We start from the raw sequence: 18,692 nt of genomic DNA on the forward strand, positions 1-18,692 counted from the left end.
TTGCCTGTACTTACATCCAGAACGCTTAGTGCTTCTCACGCCCACCGAGAAAGAAAATCCCCAGCGGAATCGCAAGCAGCACGGTGAACACCAGGCTGTAAACAAAGATCATCGCCGATTGCAGGACAAACATACTGGTTGTCCACGCAGAGAGCGGAATGTTGTACTGTTCGATCACACCGACAATGGTTGCTCGCCCCACGCATGCAGCCGCAATCATAAACACAACCAGTAACGCCAGCAGGAACTTGCGGCCTTCAGGTGTCTTCAGTTTTTCCCGTACCATCTCTCCTCCCTTTACAGATGAATAACAATCATTAACGCGTAAAATAACACGATCGCCGCACCGACTCCACAACAGCATTAAACACCAATAAAAGAACATAAAAGCAGTGCATTACTCCATTTAAATTGAAAATGTGAGTAAATTGCGCCAACCATTCACCTACATTATGTTAGTGTTACCGGGATCGTTTTAACATAAAGGAATGACAATGAAAAACGCCCCTAAATTTGCCATTGCACTTCTCGCCGCCGCGTGCGTCAGCACCAGCGCTTTCGCCAGTGATGCCCAAAAAGCACAGCCGCTGGAAAAAGTCGCTCCGTATCCGCAAGCGAAAAAAGGTATGAAGCGTCAGGTGATCCAGCTGCCGGTTCAGCAGGACGAAGCGAATTACAAAGTGGAACTGTTAATTGGCAAAACGCTGGAAGTGGACTGTAACCAGCATCGTCTGGGCGGCCAGCTGGAAAGCAAAACGCTGGAAGGCTGGGGTTATGACTATTATGTCTTCGACAAAGTCACGTCGCCGGTCTCCACCATGATGGCGTGCCCGGACGGCAAGAAAGAGAAGAAATTTGTGACAGCGTATCTGGGTGATAACAGTCTGCTGCGCTACAACAGCAAGTTACCGATCGTGATCTATACGCCGGAAAACGTAGAGGTGAAGTATCGCGTGTGGAAGGCAGAAGAGAACGTCGGACAAGCGGTAGTACGTTAAAAATAAGTCGGGTGGCAGCTTCGCCTTACCCGACCTACAAAACAACACCGAACGTAGGCCGGGTAAGCGTCAGTGCCACCCGGCTTTTTTACACTACAGCGCGATATCCGCAACCGGCTTGCTTTCCGCCTGAGGCTTCAGCTCTGCCTTTGGCGCAGCATCTGCGGCCTGCGGTTTGACGTATTGCAGTTGCAGAACGCGGCTGGTGTATTCCAGCTCCTGTTCCGTGGCTTCAACGTTACCGTTCAGCTTCGTACCGTAGGAGGGAATAATGGTTTTCAGCTTCGCCTGCCATTCCGGGCTGGATACTTTGTCCTTAAACACTTTTTCCATCAGGTGCAGCATGATTGGCGCAGCGGTAGACGCTCCCGGAGATGCCCCCAGCAGCGCGGCAATGGTGCCATCCTTATCGCTTACCACTTCGGTACCCAGACGCAGCACGCCACCCTCTTTCGGATCGCGTTTGATGATCTGCACGCGCTGACCCGCCTGCCACAGACGCCAGTCTTCTTTCTTCGCCTGCGGATAGTACTCTTTCAGCGCCTCGAAGCGTTCTTCATCAGAAAGCATGACCTGGCTAATCAGGTATTTCACCAGATCGAAGTTATCCAGCCCCACGTCCATCATGGGTTTGACGTTCGACGTCGTGGTCGCACTCAGCAGATCCCACAGGGAACCGTTTTTCAGGAATTTGGTGGAGAATGTGGCGAACGGCCCGAACAGCACCACGCGCTTACCGTCCAGCATGCGGGTGTCGATATGCGGAACGGACATCGGTGGTGCGCCCACAGAGGCCTGACCGTACACTTTAGCCAGATGACGGTTAACCACGTCCGGGTTTTCCGACACCAGGAACTGGCCGCCAACCGGGAAGCCCGCGTAGTCGTCCGCTTCCGGAATACCGGACTCCTGCAACAGTTTCAGCGCCGCGCCGCCCGCACCGATAAACACGAACTTCGCCTTAATCACATGCTCGGCTTCGTTGTTTTTCAGATCGGCAACGGTCACGCTCCAGCTGTTATCCGCGTTGCGCTTGAAACCACGCACTTCGGAACTGAGTTGCAGGTTAAAGTTCTCTTTTTTCTTCAGAGAGGCCACCAGCTGACGGGTAATCTCACCGTAGTTAACGTCAGTGCCAATTTCAGTGCGGGTCGCCGCTACTTTCTGGTTCGGATCGCGGCCTTCCATGACCAGCGGTGCCCACTCTTTGATTTGAGCGTGATCTTCAGAATATTTCATCCCGCGGAAAAGCGTGCTCTGTTGCAGGGCAGCGTAGCGCGCGCGCAGGAAGTTGACGTTTTGATCGCCCCACACAAAGCTCATGTGCGGGACGGTGTTGATGAAGGAGTGCGGATTGTGCAACACACCGCTGTTCACCTGGTGAGACCAGAACTGACGTGAGATCTGGAACGCTTCGTTGATCTCTACCGCCTTCTCGATACTAATGGAACCGTCCTTCTTCTGCGGCGTATAGTTCAGTTCCATGAGTGCCGAGTGCCCCGTCCCGGCGTTATTCCAGCCGTTAGAGCTTTCCTGTGCCACGCCATCAAGGCGCTCGACCATGGTCATGGACCAGTTCGGCTCTAATTCCTGAAGATACGTTCCCAGCGTGGCGCTCATGATGCCGCCACCAATTAAAAGGACATCCGTTTCCTGCTCTTTTGGTGCGTCAGCTTTCGCCGCCAGCGAGACGGCGTTCAGCCCCACGGCCAGAGAAAAGAGCACGGCAGTCATTTTTTTCATCATTTATGCCTTAGTTGAATAGTGCTTGATGCGTGGAAATTACAGGTGAAACACGCTGCGGGGGCACGGTAACAACTTTTAAATAGTGTTTAAAGGTTACGAAATTATTGTAATTGTGAAATTTAATGATGGATTGTTTGTATGGTTTTGGCAGACAGGCTGGCACCCGGCGATTTTCCTGGCTATGATGCTGCACTTTGTGATCGCGCGCACGGAAGCTTGCCCCTACTAGCGAATTGTTATGTCATTACCCCACTCGTCTGTACCCCATGAAGGCCATGTCGCCACTGTTTTACGTTCGCCTGAACGTCTGATGCGCGAAACGCTGGCTGGCGTGATTACCGCGCTGGCGCTGATCCCGGAAGTCATTTCTTTCTCCGTAGTCGCGGGCGTAGATCCTAAAGTAAGCCTTATCGCCTCGGTGGTGCTCTGTTTTGCCCTTTCCCTGCTCGGCGGACGTCCGGCGATGGTAACGGCGGCGGCAGGTTCCGTCGCGCTGGTTATCGGCCCGATGGTTCATCAGCACGGCGTGCAGTACATTCTGCCCGCGGTGGTGATGGCCGGGGTGATTCAGATCCTGTTCGGCGCGCTGGGCATGGCGCGGCTGATGCGCTTTATCCCCCAGTCGGTGATGACCGGGTTTGTTAACGCCCTTGGTATTTTGATTTTCTTTGCCCAGGTGCCCCATTTCTGGAGCCGAAGCCCGCTGATTGTCGGCCTGTTCGTGCTGACGCTGCTGATTGTGCTGTGGGTGCCACGCTATATCAAAAGCGTGCCCTCCCCGCTGATTGCCATTGTGCTGCTGACGCTGTTCACCGTCACCAGCGGACAAATCCTGCCAACGGTAGGGGATGAAGGCTCCATGAGCGGCGGTTTGCCTGGATTTACGCAGCTGCTGGTGCCGCTCAATCTGGACACCCTGAGCATCATCTGGCCGTGCGCGCTGAGTATCGCGTTTGTGGGCCTGCTGGAATCGTTGTTGACGGCGAAGCTGGTGGACGAACTGACCGTAACCCCCTCCAGTAAGCGCCGCGAGAGCATCGGGCTGGGCGTGGGAAATATCATGGCCGGGTTCTACGGGGGCATTGCGGGATGCGCGATGATTGGGCAGACCATCGTGAACGTGGAGATGGGGAAAGGCAGAAGCCGTATCTCCACGCTCGCGGCAGGCATTGTGCTGCTGGTGCTGGTCACGGCGCTCAGCGAGGTGATGGCCAAAATCCCGATGGCGGTGCTGGCGGGTATTATGGCCATTGTGGCTATCAAAACCTTTAGCTGGCATAGCGTTCAGCCTGGAACGCTGAAAAACGCGCCGGTGGCTGAAACCGTCGTGATGCTGGTGACGGTGGTGGCAACGGTTTCCACCGGCAACCTGGCGATAGGCGTACTGGGCGGGATTGTGATGATGTTCATTCTCCCGGCCCGTCTTAAGCAAAAGGCGCTGGCTACAGAAGAAAAATCGTCGCCAGTCCAAGAAAAATAAAGAAGCCGCCGGTATCGGTAATGGCGGTGATCATCACGCTCGACCCCACCGCGGGGTCGCGCCCCAGCCGGGTCATCGTCAACGGGATAATCACGCCCATCATCGCCGCCACCAGCAGGTTCAGCACCATCGCCAGCATCATGACCCCACCCAGCGCCATATCGTCGTACAGCCACCAGGTAATGCCGCCCATGATGCCGCCCCAGACCAGGCCGTTAATCAGCGCGACGCCCATCTCCCTGAAAATCAGCCACGAAAAATTACCCGGCTGAATGTTTTCCAGCGCCAGGGCGCGAACGATCATGGTGATCGTCTGGTTACCGGTGTTCCCGCCGATCCCCGCCACAATCGGCATCAGCGACGCCAGGGCCACCAGCTGGGAAATGGTATGTTCGAAGCCGTCGATGACGCGGGACGCCACGAACGCGGTGCACAGGTTGATGGCGAGCCACGCCCAGCGCGTTTTCACCGCCTTGCCAACGGAAGCGTGAACGTCATCTTCGGCGCTGATCCCCCCCAGGGCACGCAGGTCGTTATCGGTCTCTTCATAGACCACGTCAACGATCTCATCGATGGTCAGACGCCCCATCAGCTTGCCCACCGAATCCACCACCGCCGCGCTCACCAGGTCATCACGTTCGAAGGTACGCGCCGCTTTTTCGGCATCGTCTTCCGGCGAGAAGACCATCGGTTCGGTTTCCATGACCTCACTCACCCGCTGCTGGGTGCTGTTCAGCAGGATCGTTTTCAGCTCCAGCTCCCCGAGCAGGGTTTTATCCCGCGAGGTGACAAACAGTTTGTCGGTGTTGTCCGGCATGCTGCCCAGCCGACGAAGATAGCGCTGCACCGTACCCAGGGTGATATCCGGACGGACGGTGATGACGCCAAACTCCATGATCGCGCCGACGCTGTTTTTCTCGTAGTGCATCACCTGACGCACGCGCGCCCGCTCTTCGGCTGGCAGGGAAGCCAGCAGGCGTCCGGTCAGGTTGCGCGGAAGATGTTGTACAAGGTAAATCTGCTCATCAATATCCAGCGTTTGCAGGGCGTCGAGGATGTCCCGGTCGCTCATCTCATCGATAAGGTCATCCCAGACGTTTTCCGAGGCTTCAAGCAGCACCTGGCCGCGCTCGTGATCCTGCACCAGTCGCCACAGGGCGTGGCGCTCCTCGGAAGGCAGTGCCTCAAGGGTATCCGCCAGATCCGGCGGCGGTAAATGTGCAACCAGCGCACCTACCTCAGCAATATCGTCGGCCAACGTGCCGACATCATATTGCTCAGCCAGGGTCAGCTTACCCAATAACGTTGACGTCACCGCTTTATCGGTCGTCAGGAGCCAGATGAGGCGGGCACGCTCCTGGTCACGCTGCCTGGCGCTGTTTTTCTTTAATACCGACATTAATCATAAATCCATGAAATAAGTTGGCTTTAAGCATAGCGCGGAGATATGTAAATAAGAATAAACGGTGGGGCGGGATGGAGAAAAAATCGCCACTACGGCCACGATCTATCCCCTCTCCCTGTGGAAGAGGGTTAGGGTGAGGGCATCAGGCCGTACGCGCCACCGCATCACGCGACGCCGCATCGCGTTCATCGCCGGTCAGCTCGCTCAGCTTGCCGTCGCGCATCTCCAGCAGACGGTCGGCGTGAATGAAGTAGTGATCGTCATGACTGATGGCAAAAATGGTTTTTCCCATCGCCTGCATCAGCGGCAGCAGTACCTGATAAAACTCGCGGCGGAAGTGCGGATCCTGATCGGCGGCCCACTCATCCAGCAGGATGATGTCACGCTCCTCGGCCAGCGCCAGCAGCAGCGCCACACGCTTCTTCTGCCCTTTCGACAGTTTGAGATTCAGGATTTTGCCATCCTGTAGCTCCAGCTTGTGCGACATTTGCAGGTGCGCAAGCCACTTCTCCACCAGCGCCGGATCCGCCTGCTGCCCTTCCGGGCCCAGCAGTCGGTCAAACAGCCAGACGTCGGTAAATACCGCCGAGAAGAGCTTGCGGTAATCTTCCGGTTTCTCCGCGCTCAGCGCCTTGCCGTCCAGCAGAATTTCGCCAGACTGCGGCTGGTAAAGCCCCGTCAGCAGCATCGCCAGCGTGGATTTGCCGCTGCCGTTGCCGCCGATCAGGAATAGCAGTTCGCCGCGGTGGATCGTCAGGTTAATCGGCCCTACGGAGAAGGCATTATCCTGATAGCGGAAGGTAACGTTACGCAGCTCCAGCGTTTGCCAGTTCGGGAAGGCCTGCGGGCGCGGGAACTCAGCCTTAAACGGCGCAAGGTCGAATTTCTTCAGCTTGTTGAAGGCCACCTGAGCGCTCAGCAGCGTCGGCAGTGCGCCAACGGCCGAGAGCAGCGGCGTGCGTAAAAACAGCAGCGTCAGGGAGTAGGTTGCCGCCACGTTGGTATCCGCCCATCCCAGGCTGTTCGCCATCCAGAATACCAGACCAATGGCGCCCAGCATCATGATGTTGGACCAGTTCACGGCGCTCAGGTGGAACGTATCGGCGCGAATAATGTGATGACGATATTCCTGCGCATCCGGGATGTAGAGATGGTTGAAGATATGCTCGGCGCGCTCGCGATTGAGGGTCAGCTCTTTGCGCCCTTCCAGCACCGTCTGGTAATCGTTATAGAGTTTGTCTTCCGTTTCACGCAGCACCGCCATGTGCTTATAGACGCGGGATACCAGCAGAAAGCCGCCCCAGATGGTAATAACAATCCACAGCGCCGTCACCGCCAGCATTTTGCTGGAGAGCCAGGCGAGATAGGCTGCCGAGCCAAAGGTCAGGATGATCCCCTGTACCAGCTCCGGCAGGCGCACAAAGGCGATGGTAATGGCGCGCACATCGCTGGTCAGCCCCGCCAGCAGAGAGGCACTTCCCAGTTGCTCGATGCGTTCCACCTGAGTATCAAGAATACGTTTGATGAACTCACTGCGCAGACGGAAAACGAAATGGTGGCCGAGCGCGGTCAGCGCCAGCTGTGAACCGAGCGTGACCGCCATCAGCAGCAGCAGTAAACCCAGAAACTCCGGCAGAACGGAGAGCGACGTGTCGACCATTTCGATCAAACGCACGTTAATGAAGGCAATCAGGCCGATCCCCAGCGCCGCGCTGGCAAGGCTTAACGCCATCACCGCGATAAAAGGCCAGCGATACTGCCGCCAGACAAGAAGAAGTAGTTGCATGCAGAGCAATCCGGACAAGAAAAATCAGCCAGCAGTGTAAACTGCCTTTCCCACACATCAAGAATAATTCTTATTTTTATTCTCTCTATGCTGCCTGTCGGAACGTGAGGTTGTAGCGAAACGCCCCCGCCACCGGATGATCGCCAGGTTTAAGCGGCTGAATACCGTGGTAAAAAAGCCGTGATTCCCCGCCCCAGACCACCACATCACCATGCTCCAGCATCAGCCGTTTTAGCGGGTCGTTGCGCCGCAGCCCGCCAAACTGAAAGACGGCGGGCAGCCCAAGGGATACCGACACAATCGGGGCGCGCAGGTCCGGCTCGTCCTTATCCTGATGCAAGGAGAGTTTTGCCCCGACGGCATAGCGGTTGATAAGACAGGCGTCGGGACGAAAATCAGGGTAGCCGGCCGCCACGGCGGCATCATGACATAGCGCCTGAAACGCCTCCGGCATCGGCGGCCACGGCCGATCCGTCAGCGGATCGTTCGGGGCATAGATATAGCCCCGCTCATTTGTCGCCCATCCCAGTTCGCCGCAGTTGGTCATCGCCACGGACATGGTATACCCGCCCGGCGTGACCATATGGCGAAACGGCGAACGGGCGGTCACGGCATCAATACCGTCGAACAGCGCCGACGCGCGGGAAAGCGCGAAGCGTCTCAGGATCGTCGCCCCCGGCGCGAGCGGCTCATGCCAGGGTTCAGCATCTGCAAATAAATCGAGCATTATCCCTCCGGGTTGTTCGCCTCACGTTTCAACAATAGCACCTTGCGCGCTGCGCCCCAGCGATAACCCGACAGGGCACCGTCGTTACGCACTACGCGGTGACAGGGGATGACGATCGCCAGTTTGTTGGCTCCGCAGGCCCCGGCCACGGCACGTACGGCATTGGGTTTACCAATGGCCTTCGCCACCTGCTGATAGCTTGCCGTTTCACCGCAGGGGATAGCCCGCAGCGCCTGCCAGACCTGCTGCTGGAAGGCAGTACCACGGATATCCAGCGGCAGCGTCAGCGGCGTCCCGCGGCTGTCGACAGAGACAATCACCTGACGAACACGCCCGGCAAACGCGCCTTCCATCGGGTCGCGGACGGCAAGCGGAAACAGTGACAGCAGCTCAGCCATCAGCGAGGTGTCGTCATCTCCCAGCAGGATCGCGCAGATCCCGCGCTCGCTTTCCGCCACCAGGCAGCGGCCCAGTGAGCAGTCACTGATAGCATAGCGGACCGCAGCATCCCCGTTGCGGTACTGTTTCGCCGTCATGCCCAGCGCGCCGTCGGCTTTCCGGTAGTAGCTGCTGCCGTCCGGGAAGCCAGCGGCCAGTACGGCGTCGGTGATTTTGCCGCCCTGAGCAAGCAGGCTACGCAGGCGTTGTTCACGCGCGGCCTGCTGCCAGGCTTTCGGCGTCATGCCGGTAACGGATTTAAACACACGATGGAGATGAAACGGGCTCATGGCAACCTGCTGCGCCAGTGCCTCAAGATTCAGCGCCGCATCCTGTTCAAGCAGTCGGCAAGCCAGCGCAATGGTGGCCTTTTTCTGCGCCATAGGGTCGCCCTGGTCCGGCCTACAGCGCTTACAGGGGCGGAAACCCGCCTGCGCGGCCTGGTGAGCATCAGGATAGAAGCAGACATTTTTACGCAGCGCGTGGCGGGCGCGGCAGGACGGGCGACAATAAATGCCGGTCGTCTGCACGGCGAAGACAAACTGGTTATCCGCACGAGGATCGCGGCTCTGAACGGCCAGCCAGCGATCCTCATCGGTGAGATAGGTTGTGTTTTTCATCATCGGCTCCTCTTACAAGCATACGCTCAGCTTGCCTGAACGCCACCGGACAAAAACCCGCAACCTTGCTTTTTAATTTTTTTCACTCACCAGGAAGCTGTTGAACTGCGGCGAACTCCAGGTTTTAAACCCGTCAGCCTCTTTGGTGATCATATAGACGGCCAGCCCTTCCTGACGCACCACCTCTTTGGCTTTCTCCGTGCCGAGCACCATCAATCCGGTATCCCAGGCGTCCGCTTCCAGCGCGGTTGGCGCTATCACCGTCACCGATACCAGGTTGTGCGTAATGGGTCGTCCGGTTTGCGGATCAATCACGTGCGAGATACGTTTGCCATCCAGCTCGTAATAGTTGCGGTAGCTTCCGGAGGTGCTGATACCGTGCCCGTTGATGTCGACAATCGCCTGCACCGCGTTCTGCTGGTCGGTTGGTTTTTGAATGGCCACCCGCCACGGCCTGCCGCTGGCGTTCATGCCCCGGCTGACGAGCGCGCCACCGACGGAAACCAGATAACGGGGAATGCCTTCCTGCGCCATCAGGGCTGCGAGATGATCCGCAGCATACCCCTCGCCTACCGTTGAGAGATCCACAAACAGGTCGGGAATATCTTTTTGCAGGTATTGCTGACCGTACTGGGAGATCACCGCCAGATGCTGTAACCCCGTACGTGCGCGGGCATCGTCAATGGCGGCTTGATCGGGTGTAGTCACCGGCTGCTTGTTGGGGCCAAATCCCCACAGGTTCACCAGCGGCCCCACGGTCACATCCATGGCGCCGTTGGTTTTGTAGCCCACGCGCATGGATTCCGTGACGATGTCGGCCATCGCTTCGCTCACCGGCCACAGGGAGGTGCTGCTGGAGCGATTGAAACGCATCAGCGCCGAGTCGTTTTTGTACGAGGAGAGCAGCTGATCGTCGGCATCCAGCTGAGCCTGAATTTTAGCGCGAAGCTCATCAACGCGAGCCTTGTCGAGATCCATCACGCTGACGCGCCAGAAGGTCCCCATGGTTTTCCCTTCCAGCACCGTCGCGGCTGGCGCCTCGATTTTTGCAGGCTGCGTAGAAGAGTCACACGCGGTCAGGAGTAAAACAGTCGCCAGAACGCTGGCGCGTAAAAAAGTCATATCCATTGGTTATAATCCTCATGCCAGGGCGGCAAGAGTACACTAAAACAGCGTATTTGTAAGACCCTAAAAAAGCATGAAAAAAGGGGCCTGTTGGCCCCTTTGTTGCAGTATGAGCAATTAGAACTGGTAAACCAGACCCAGTGCGACGATATCGTCGGTACCGATACCTGTCTGACGGGTGAAGTCATTTTCATCCAGCAGGTTGATTTTGTAATCAACGTAGGTGGACATGTTTTTGTTGAAGTAGTAAGTCGCGCCAACATCAACATACTTCAGGATATCCTGATCGCCATAGTTTTCGATGTCTTTACCTTTAGATTGCAGGTAAGCCACGGATGGACGCAGGCCGAAGTCGAACTGATACTGCGCAACTACTTCGAAGTTCTGTGCTTTGTTAGCCCAGCCCTGATCGCCAACGCGGGTCGCGTTGTAAGTCTGAGTATACTGTGCAGCCAGGTAAATGTTGTTCGCGTCGTATTTCAGACCACCGGTGTAGGTCTCAGCACGATCGCCTTCACCGAAGTAGCCCGGCGCGTTCTGGTCAGCAGTACGTTTAGAGCTGGTGACCGCCGTACCGAGTGCGAAGCCTTCGCCCAGATCGTAGGTCAGAGAGCCGCCGTAGCCATCACCGTTCTGACGCAGCGCGTCACGACCGTTGTTGGTCTGGCCTTCGCCGCTTGGGCTGCCGTTTTTACCCTGGTACTGCAACGCGAAGTTCAGGCCATCAACCAGACCGAAGAAGTCCTGGTTACGGTAGGTCGCGAAGCCGTTACCACGCTGCTGCATGAAGTTGTCAGAACCGTAGGTGTCGCCGCCGAATTCTGGCAGAACGTCAGTCCAGGAAGTCACATCGTAAACAACGCCGTAGTTACGACCGTAGTCGAATGAACCCGCATCAGCGAATTTCAGACCTGCGAACGCCACACGCGTCCAGGAGTTGTTTTCGTTCTCACCAGAGTTACCCTGGATCTGGTATTCCCACTGGCCGTAACCGGTCAGCTGGTCGTTAACCTGAGTTTCGCCTTTGAAGCCCAGACGCATGTAGGTCTGGTCGCCGTCTGCACTGTCGTCATCAGAGAAATAGTGCAGACCATCTACTTTACCGTACAGATCTAATTTGTTGCCGTCTTTGTTATAAATTTCAGCCGCATTTGCTGCGCCTGCCACCAGCAGAGCTGGTACCAGGAGGGACAGTACTTTAACTTTCATTTTATTAACCCTCTGTTATATGCCTTATTATTTACCACTGCTTACTGGTCAACCCTCTTAACCAGTCGGCAAGTTCATTCTCCTCAAAAATGCAGAATAATCCAACAGGAATATGATACGAAAACTTTGAAGATGTTTCACTTTACCATCAACATGTTTCAATTTGTAAATTTGGAGGAACTTTTACAGAGCATTAATAGTTTAAAAATATAGCATGGATAATCAAAACAAAAATATATCTCAATAAATTCAATTCATTGCACCACAAAACTGTACAGCACTGAATGACAAAAAAAATCGCTTCAACACCACTAAAATAACCCTCGCTATCATCATTAACTTTATTTATTACCGTCATTCAGTTTTGAATGTCTGTTTATCCCTAATTGAACCGGATGCTTCGCATTCGGTTTTTTTTTACCTTTCTTTACGTCAGTCGACATTTTATGTGCTACCCCTCAGTAATGATAACGGCTATTAATTAAATCCAGCCTCCGGCTGTCACTGAATTCTTTTCTTGTTATAGAAATTAATTTCTTGTTTATTCGTGCTATTTTCCTGCCGATGCGACAGGGTATTTATACATTTGACGGGGTTTTGTACACCTTTCTCCCGGGAGGCTGAAGCCGGTTGCACAGATAAAAAGTCAATGTCATACCGCTAACGGCGCTGGAAATTCAGTTATTACCCTTTATACTGCCCTATCCCATTACCGCGCGGCCATTACGGGTTAAACACATCAATGAGTCAGACTGAAACTACCGCCCCGAGCAAATTCTCCCTTCTACCGGGCAGCATCACCCGTTTCTTTCTTCTGTTGATCGTTGTGCTGTTAGTCACAATGGGGGTGATGGTTCAGAGCGCCGTTAATACCTGGCTGAAAGATAAAAGCTATCAAATCGTCGATATCACCCATGCGGTGCACAAGCGCATTGATACGTGGCGCTATGCGACCTGGCAAATCTACGACAATATCGCTGCCGCGCCTGCCACCTCGTCAGGCGAAGGATTGCAGGAAACGCGCCTTAAGCAGGATGTGTATTACCTTGAAAAACCGCAGCGTAAGACGGAAGCCCTGATTTTCGGCTCGCACGACAGCGCAACGCTTGAGATGACGCAGCGGATCTCCTCCTATCTGGACACCTTGTGGGGCGCCGAGACCGTGCCGTGGTCTATGTATTATCTGAACGGTCAGGACAACAGCATGATCCTGGTCTCGACCCTGCCGCTGAAGGATCTCTCGTCCGGCTTTAAAGAGACCACCGTTGGCAGTATTGTCGATTCCCGCCGGGCGGAAATGTTGCAACAGGCCAACGCGCTGGACGAGCGCGAAAGTTTCTCGTCATTACGCCGCCTTGCCTGGCAGAATGGCCACTACTTTACGCTGCGAACCACCTTTAACCAGCCGGGCCATCTGGCGACCGTGGTTGCCTTCGACCTGCCGATTAATGACCTGATCCCACCGGATATGCCGCTGGACAGTTTCCGTCTGGAGCCAGACAACAGCACCCAAAACATGCGCACACCGTCGGACAAAGAAGGTGCGGACAGCGTAGCCATCTCCTTTAATGGCTCAAAGATTGAGATTGCCTCATCGCTCAACTCAACCGGTATGCGTCTGGTGTGGCAGGTGCCTTTTGGCACCCTGATGCTTGATACGCTGCAAAACATTCTGCTGCCGCTGCTGCTGAATATCGGCCTGCTGGCGCTGGCGCTGTTTGGTTACAGCACCTTCCGTTTCCAGTCGGGCCGCCAGAGCGACTCGACATCGGTATCAGCCGGGACCAGCAACGAGTTGCGCGTCCTGCGCGCCTTAAACGAAGAGATTATTTCCGTGCTGCCGCTTGGGGTGCTCGTTCACGATCAGGACGCAAACCGCACGGTAATGAGCAATAAAATTGCCGATCACCTTCTGCCGCATCTAAACCTGCAAAATATTACGGCCATGGCGGACCAGCACCAGGGCGTCATTCAGGCCACCATTAATAACGAACTGTATGAGATCCGTCAGTTCCGCAGTCAGGTCGCCTCGCGCACGCAAATCTTCATCATCCGCGATCAGGACCGCGAAGTGCTGGTGAATAAAAAGCTCAAGCAGGCGCAGAGGCTGTATGAGAAAAACCAGCATGGCCGCGCCGCGTTTATGCAAAATATCGGTGATGCCTTCAAACAGCCGCTGAAGTCACTCGCCACGCAGATTGCTGATTTGAGCACGCCGGAAAGCCGACAGCTGAGCAGCCAGGCAGACTCCCTGGTTCGTCTGGTAGACGAAATCCAGCTTGCGAACATGCTGGAGAATGACATCTGGAAAGGCACCCCTACGCTCTTCTCTATCCAGGATCTGATTGATGAAGTGGTGCCGGAAGTGCTGCCAGTGATCAAGCGCAAAGGGCTTCAGCTGCTGATCAACAACCATTTACCGGCCAACGACGAACGACACGGCGATCGCGATGCCCTGCGTCGCATCCTGATGATGCTGATTCAGTATGCCGTCACCACGACGCAGATCGGCAAGATCACCCTTGAAGTGAGCACCGATGAATCCACCGACGATCGTCTGACGTTCCGCATTCTGGATACGGGCGAAGGCGTCACCGTGAGCGAAATTGACAATCTGCACTTCCCGTTCCTGAACGATACCCAGCGCGACCACTACGGTAAGGCAAATGCCCTCACCTTCTGGCTCTGCGATCAGCTGGCGCGTAAGCTGGGCGGTCATCTGAACATTAAGGCCCGCGAATCCCTCGGCACCCGCTACTCCTTACACGTTAAAATGGCGGCGAATCCGCAGGAAGAAGATGAAGAGCGTCTGCTGGACGATGTGGTGGTGATGGTGGATGTCACCTCCAGTGAGATCCGTAATATTGTCGTTCGTCAGTTAGAAAACTGGGGGGCGTCCTGCATTACCCCGGACGAAAGACTCGCGAGTCAAGAATTTGATCTATTTTTAACTGATAATCCGTCTAATCTTACTGCCTCAGGCTTGCTTTTAAGCGATGATGAGCCAGGCGTGCGGAAAATCGGCCCTGGGCAGCTGCGCGTCAACTTTAATATGAGCAATGCAATGCAGGAAGCTGTATTACAACTGATTGAAGAGAATCTGGCGCAGGAAGAGATCCTGGAGTCACCGTTAGGCGGCGATGAAAATGCCGAACTCCATGCCAGCGGATATTATTCGCTCTTCGTTGATACAGTACCAGATGATGTTAAGCGGTTGTATACTGAGTCCGCTGCGCAGGATTTTGCAGCGCTGGCACAGACAGCACACCGGCTTAAAGGGGTGTTTGCCATGCTTAATCTGGTTCCCGGCAAGCAGTTATGTGAAACGCTGGAACATCTAATTCGTGAGAAAGATGCCTCTGGCATTGAAAAATACATCAGCGACATTGACGCTTACGTCAAGAGCTTGCTGTAGCAAGGTAGCCTTATACATGAACAATATGAACGTAATTATTGCCGATGACCATCCGATTGTACTGTTCGGTATTCGCAAATCACTTGAACAGATCGAGTGGGTGAATGTAGTCGGTGAATTTGAAGATTCCACAGCCCTCATTAACAACCTCCCTAAACTTGATGCGCACGTGCTCATTACCGATCTCTCCATGCCTGGAGATAAATACGGTGATGGGATTACGCTCATCAAATATATTAAACGCCACTTCCCGGACATTTCGATCATTGTTCTGACCATGAACAATAACCCGGCGATCCTGAGCGCCGTTCTGGATCTCGATATTGAAGGGATTGTGCTGAAACAAGGCGCACCGACCGATCTGCCAAAAGCGCTGGCGGCGCTACAGAAAGGGAAGAAATTCACGCCTGAGAGCGTTTCTCGCCTGCTCGAAAAAATCAGCGCGGGCGGCTATGGCGACAAACGTCTCTCGCCAAAAGAGAGTGAAGTTCTGCGTCTGTTCGCTGAAGGTTTCCTGGTGACTGAAATCGCCAAGAAGCTGAACCGCAGTATTAAAACCATCAGTAGCCAGAAAAAATCCGCGATGATGAAGCTGGGTGTGGATAACGATATCGCCCTGCTGAACTATCTCTCTTCCGTGACGCTGAGCGCAACGGACAAAGATTAATCTTCGCTGTCTACGCCGGGTGGCGCTTGCGCTTACCCGGCCTACAGACCCCGTCGGCCCGCGCAAGCCCCGCGCCGCCGGACACATAAAAAAGGCCCTTTCGGGCCTTTTTTTATTGTCTCGCTTTTCGTACCCGCTCCGCATACACGGACAGCGTCTGTTTCAGAACATCCAGCGTGACCGGCTTCGACAGGCAGCTGTCCATTCCCGACTCCAGACAGCGCTGCTTCTCCTCCGCCAGCGCGTTGGCTGTCACCCCCACCACCGGCAGCGTCAGCCCTAGCTGTCGAATACGCTGCGTCAGACGGTAGCCGTCCATGTTAGGCATGTTCACATCGCTGAGGACAATATCAATATGGTTCTTACTTAAGACATTCAGGGCATCCACGCCATCATTGGCCGTTTTACACTGATAGCCCAGAGAGCCAAGCTGGTCTGCGAGCAGACGACGGTTAATCGGATGATCGTCGACGACCAGAATCATCATATCGTCGTTCACCGACGCCAGCTCATCAGGGGAAGCCAGCACGGTCGCGCCATCGCTGTCCTCAAGCTGCACGCTGTAAATGCGCGCCAGCAAGCCCAACAGCTCGTGCGGTGTCGCCACGCTGTGCACCCAAATCCCAGGCGAACGCTCAATCGGAATACCGATATGACGGCGGCAGAACATCACCACGCCGCGCCCTGCCCATGCCTGTTCCGGCTCAACGTCGGTGATCAGCATGTCATCCGCGTCCGGCGTCTGGCCTTCATAGCGCGAAACCCGCACGCCGCTGCTGGTCAGCATTGACGTCAGGAAATCATGTAAGGAGGCGTTGTGCACCGCCAGCCAGCAGTGTTTATCGCTCAACCCGTCGACGGTGGTTTTCGCCGGATAGTGCGCCGAATAGAGCGGAATACGAATGGTGAACTGGCTGCCCATGCCTGGCTCAGTATCGACGGAGATATCCCCGTCCATCATGCTGATAAGCTTCTCGCAAATCGCCAGACCTAGCCCGGTCCCCTGGAAATTACGCTGCACGCCGGTTCCCACCTGGAAGAACGGATCGAACAGGCGAACGACCTCTTTCGCCGGAATACCCACCCCCGTGTCGCGCACGCGAATGGTCAGATACTCCCCTGCCCGACAGACGTGCAGCACAATACAGCCGATATCGGTGAATTTGATGGCGTTGCTCAGCAGGTTTGAGATGACCTGTTGCAGACGCATCGGATCGCCATGCAGCGTCAGCGGCACATCCGGCTCGATGAAGCAGTACAGCCCAAGCTGTTTACGCACCACCAGCGGCAGATAGTTGGCGCAGATATGGTTCATCACCTCGCGCGGAGAGAACTCGCGCGGTTCTATTTTCAACTGCTCGGATTCAATTTTAGAGAAGTCGAGAATATCGCTGATAATTTTCAGCAACAGGCTGGAGGAGTTGTTCATGGCCGTCACCAGACGGTCGACCCCTTTCGGCAGCTCTTTGGTCTGGAGCAGATCGAGGTTACCGATAATCCCGTACAGCGGCGTGCGCAGCTCATGGCTGACGGTCGCGAGGAACATCGATTTCGACTGACTGGCCTGCTCCGCCGCCTGCGCCATATCCTGCAATGACTCTTCCATCTTCACGCGCGCAGAGACGTCCACCAGCACGCAAATCGCCACGTTTTCATTGCGGTAGCGCGAATGGACGAAGCTGATTTGCAGGTTGGTGTGGGTGCTGGTCAGCACATCCACAAAGTTTACCTGTTGCCCACAGATGATCTGCGTTAACCGCTGGCGGTCTTCATGCGTAAGCATGTTCAGGTAGTTATGGGCAAGCTCGTTACTGAGGATATTCGTCCCGTCCTGGGTACGCAGGATACAGATCCCCACCGGCGCCGAGGCGACAATCTTACGGTTAAACTGCTCGTGCTCCTCCAGACGCTGAGCATCCGCTTCCGCCGGAATAAAGATCCGCCGCTCATACATTCTCGCCAGCATAAACAGCGCGACGCCTACCGCGATGTTCAGCAAAATGGCGTTAAGGATCAGGATGCGAATGCGCTCCAGCACCTTGTCCACCGGCAGCGAGTAGACGATGCTTAGCGACGATGGCGGTAAACTTTTCTTCAGCACCAGCTCGCGGAACCCGGAGGTATAGCCAAACCATGACCGCTCCTGCATCCAGCTGGGTTCCACCTTCAGGCGGTTTTCAGGCCCGGCCAGGGAGATGAGCGGGTGGCCGTTTTCATCCAGAATGGTCACGCCCATTGGCAGGCTGCCCGGCGTAAAGAAGTTTTCCATGCGGATGGTTTGTTCAATCCCCAGCAGCGCTTGCAGGCGGTTTCCGAGGTAAACCGGAGTCAGGGCATAGAAATAGCCGACGCCCATGCGCGGCCCCTGGCTTATCCAGAAGATGTTGTTCCCGCGCTCTTCCTGCGGCGCATTGCGGTATTTCACGATGCGCTCATGCAGGCTTTTCAGCGCGTCTTCACGTTCGACGGGCATATCCCGCAGGCCGAAATCCGCCATGCAGAGATTTTCATTACCAATCAGGTAGACGCGGTTCAGATCGTAGGCGGCCGAGAAGTTATCGCGCCAGTAGCGCATAAACCATGACAGGGACTCCAGTGAGCCACGCCAGGCTTTGCCCATGGCGGAACAATCGGAGTCCGGGAAGAGTGGTTCGAAATCAGGTACTTCGGTTTTTTCATCCCGACTACGGATGGCAAGAATGCCGTTTTCCGCCGTCAGCCGATTCTCGGCGATATACTTCAGCTCTTTCATCACGTCAGACGTGCGCTGAATATAGCGCTGGGCCTGATCCGAGCTTAAGTTAAACTCCTGGCGGATCTCCGCTTCTTTCTGGTGCAATGCGTTAACGATGTAAAACACCGAGAGCAGTGCCACCAGCAACCATAGCAGTAGCGCAAGCGCCCGAAACAGATAGCGAGAGACTTTTAGCGTGGTACGAAAGGAGACGAGGTATTTCAAAGGGGCGAGGCTCCGCCGTCGGGGTCAAAAAGAATGTGGTTAAGGTAGCGGTAAACGCGGCTTGTCGCAACGTTCACTTGTCTGCTTACGCAAAACAAAAGGGCCGGAAACCGGCCC

Annotated in this window: 13 protein-coding genes; 4 read left to right on the forward strand and 9 right to left on the reverse strand. The window is 55.3% G+C overall.

The genetic code is table 11. From position 1 onward, the window contains the following. Positions 1–25: 25 nt before the first annotated feature. Positions 26–286, reverse strand: a complete 261-nt coding sequence (locus tag ACOTX7_RS00225) for a DUF2534 family protein (protein WP_006811332.1) — start codon at positions 284–286, stop codon at positions 26–28. A gap of 208 nt (positions 287–494) precedes the next feature. On the opposite strand from ACOTX7_RS00225, the gene eco reads away from it, so the two are divergent. Further along, complete coding sequence (gene eco, locus ACOTX7_RS00230; RefSeq protein ID WP_221812902.1) at positions 495–998, forward strand: serine protease inhibitor ecotin; 504 nt, start codon at positions 495–497, stop codon at positions 996–998. Between the two features lie 93 nt (positions 999–1,091). Here the strand turns inward: eco and mqo are convergent, their stop codons facing one another. Continuing rightward, positions 1,092–2,741 carry a malate dehydrogenase (quinone) gene (gene mqo, locus ACOTX7_RS00235; protein ID WP_213827723.1) on the reverse strand — a complete coding sequence of 550 codons (1,650 nt, stop codon included), beginning with the start codon at positions 2,739–2,741 and terminating at the stop codon, positions 1,092–1,094. A gap of 241 nt (positions 2,742–2,982) precedes the next feature. Between mqo and ACOTX7_RS00240 the strand changes: the two genes are divergently transcribed. Then, entirely contained in the window at positions 2,983–4,224 is a 1,242-nt protein-coding gene (locus ACOTX7_RS00240; protein ID WP_205922618.1) for a SulP family inorganic anion transporter, read from the forward strand. Here ACOTX7_RS00240 and mgtE read toward each other — a convergent pair. From mgtE to ACOTX7_RS00270, 6 genes are all read right to left on the reverse strand, one after another. Then, positions 4,187–5,623, reverse strand: a complete 1,437-nt coding sequence (gene mgtE / locus ACOTX7_RS00245) for a magnesium transporter (protein ID WP_221256256.1) — start codon at positions 5,621–5,623, stop codon at positions 4,187–4,189. The two genes, ACOTX7_RS00240 and mgtE, sit on opposite strands and share 38 nt — an antisense overlap. A gap of 148 nt (positions 5,624–5,771) precedes the next feature. Further along, on the reverse strand, positions 5,772–7,415 hold the full coding sequence (locus ACOTX7_RS00250) for a multidrug ABC transporter permease/ATP-binding protein (RefSeq protein WP_221256257.1): 1,644 nt from the start codon (positions 7,413–7,415) through the stop codon (positions 5,772–5,774). 85 nt (positions 7,416–7,500) lie between these two features. Then, on the reverse strand, positions 7,501–8,142 hold the full coding sequence (gene alkB, locus ACOTX7_RS00255; protein ID WP_221256258.1) for a DNA oxidative demethylase AlkB: 642 nt from the start codon (positions 8,140–8,142) through the stop codon (positions 7,501–7,503). Continuing rightward, on the reverse strand, positions 8,142–9,200 hold the full coding sequence (gene ada / locus ACOTX7_RS00260; protein ID WP_221812938.1) for a bifunctional DNA-binding transcriptional regulator/O6-methylguanine-DNA methyltransferase Ada: 1,059 nt from the start codon (positions 9,198–9,200) through the stop codon (positions 8,142–8,144). Before ada ends, alkB begins: the two co-directional genes overlap by 1 nt. 72 nt (positions 9,201–9,272) lie before the next feature. Then, positions 9,273–10,328, reverse strand: a complete 1,056-nt coding sequence (gene apbE, locus ACOTX7_RS00265; RefSeq protein WP_221256259.1) for an FAD:protein FMN transferase ApbE — start codon at positions 10,326–10,328, stop codon at positions 9,273–9,275. A 114-nt stretch (positions 10,329–10,442) separates the two neighbouring features. Continuing rightward, positions 10,443–11,534, reverse strand: a complete 1,092-nt coding sequence (locus tag ACOTX7_RS00270; protein ID WP_006811342.1) for a porin OmpC — start codon at positions 11,532–11,534, stop codon at positions 10,443–10,445. A 742-nt stretch (positions 11,535–12,276) separates the two neighbouring features. Between ACOTX7_RS00270 and rcsD the strand changes: the two genes are divergently transcribed. Beyond that, the gene (gene rcsD / locus ACOTX7_RS00275; RefSeq protein WP_006811343.1) at positions 12,277–14,949 is read left to right on the forward strand and encodes a phosphotransferase RcsD; all 2,673 of its coding nucleotides are present in this window, start codon (positions 12,277–12,279) and stop codon (positions 14,947–14,949) included. Positions 14,950–14,965: 16 nt separating this feature from the next. Beyond that, positions 14,966–15,616 (forward strand): response regulator transcription factor RcsB, encoded by a 651-nt coding sequence (rcsB, locus tag ACOTX7_RS00280; RefSeq protein WP_003859405.1) that lies wholly within the window; start codon positions 14,966–14,968, stop codon positions 15,614–15,616. 112 nt (positions 15,617–15,728) lie between these two features. On the opposite strand, the gene rcsC is transcribed toward rcsB, so the two are convergent. After that, the gene (rcsC, locus tag ACOTX7_RS00285; RefSeq protein ID WP_221256261.1) at positions 15,729–18,575 is read right to left on the reverse strand and encodes a two-component system sensor histidine kinase RcsC; all 2,847 of its coding nucleotides are present in this window, start codon (positions 18,573–18,575) and stop codon (positions 15,729–15,731) included. Positions 18,576–18,692: the final 117 nt, after the last annotated feature.

The organism is Enterobacter cloacae complex sp. IR5418 (assembly GCF_049238105.1).
GTDB lineage: Bacteria > Pseudomonadota > Gammaproteobacteria > Enterobacterales > Enterobacteriaceae > Enterobacter > Enterobacter hormaechei.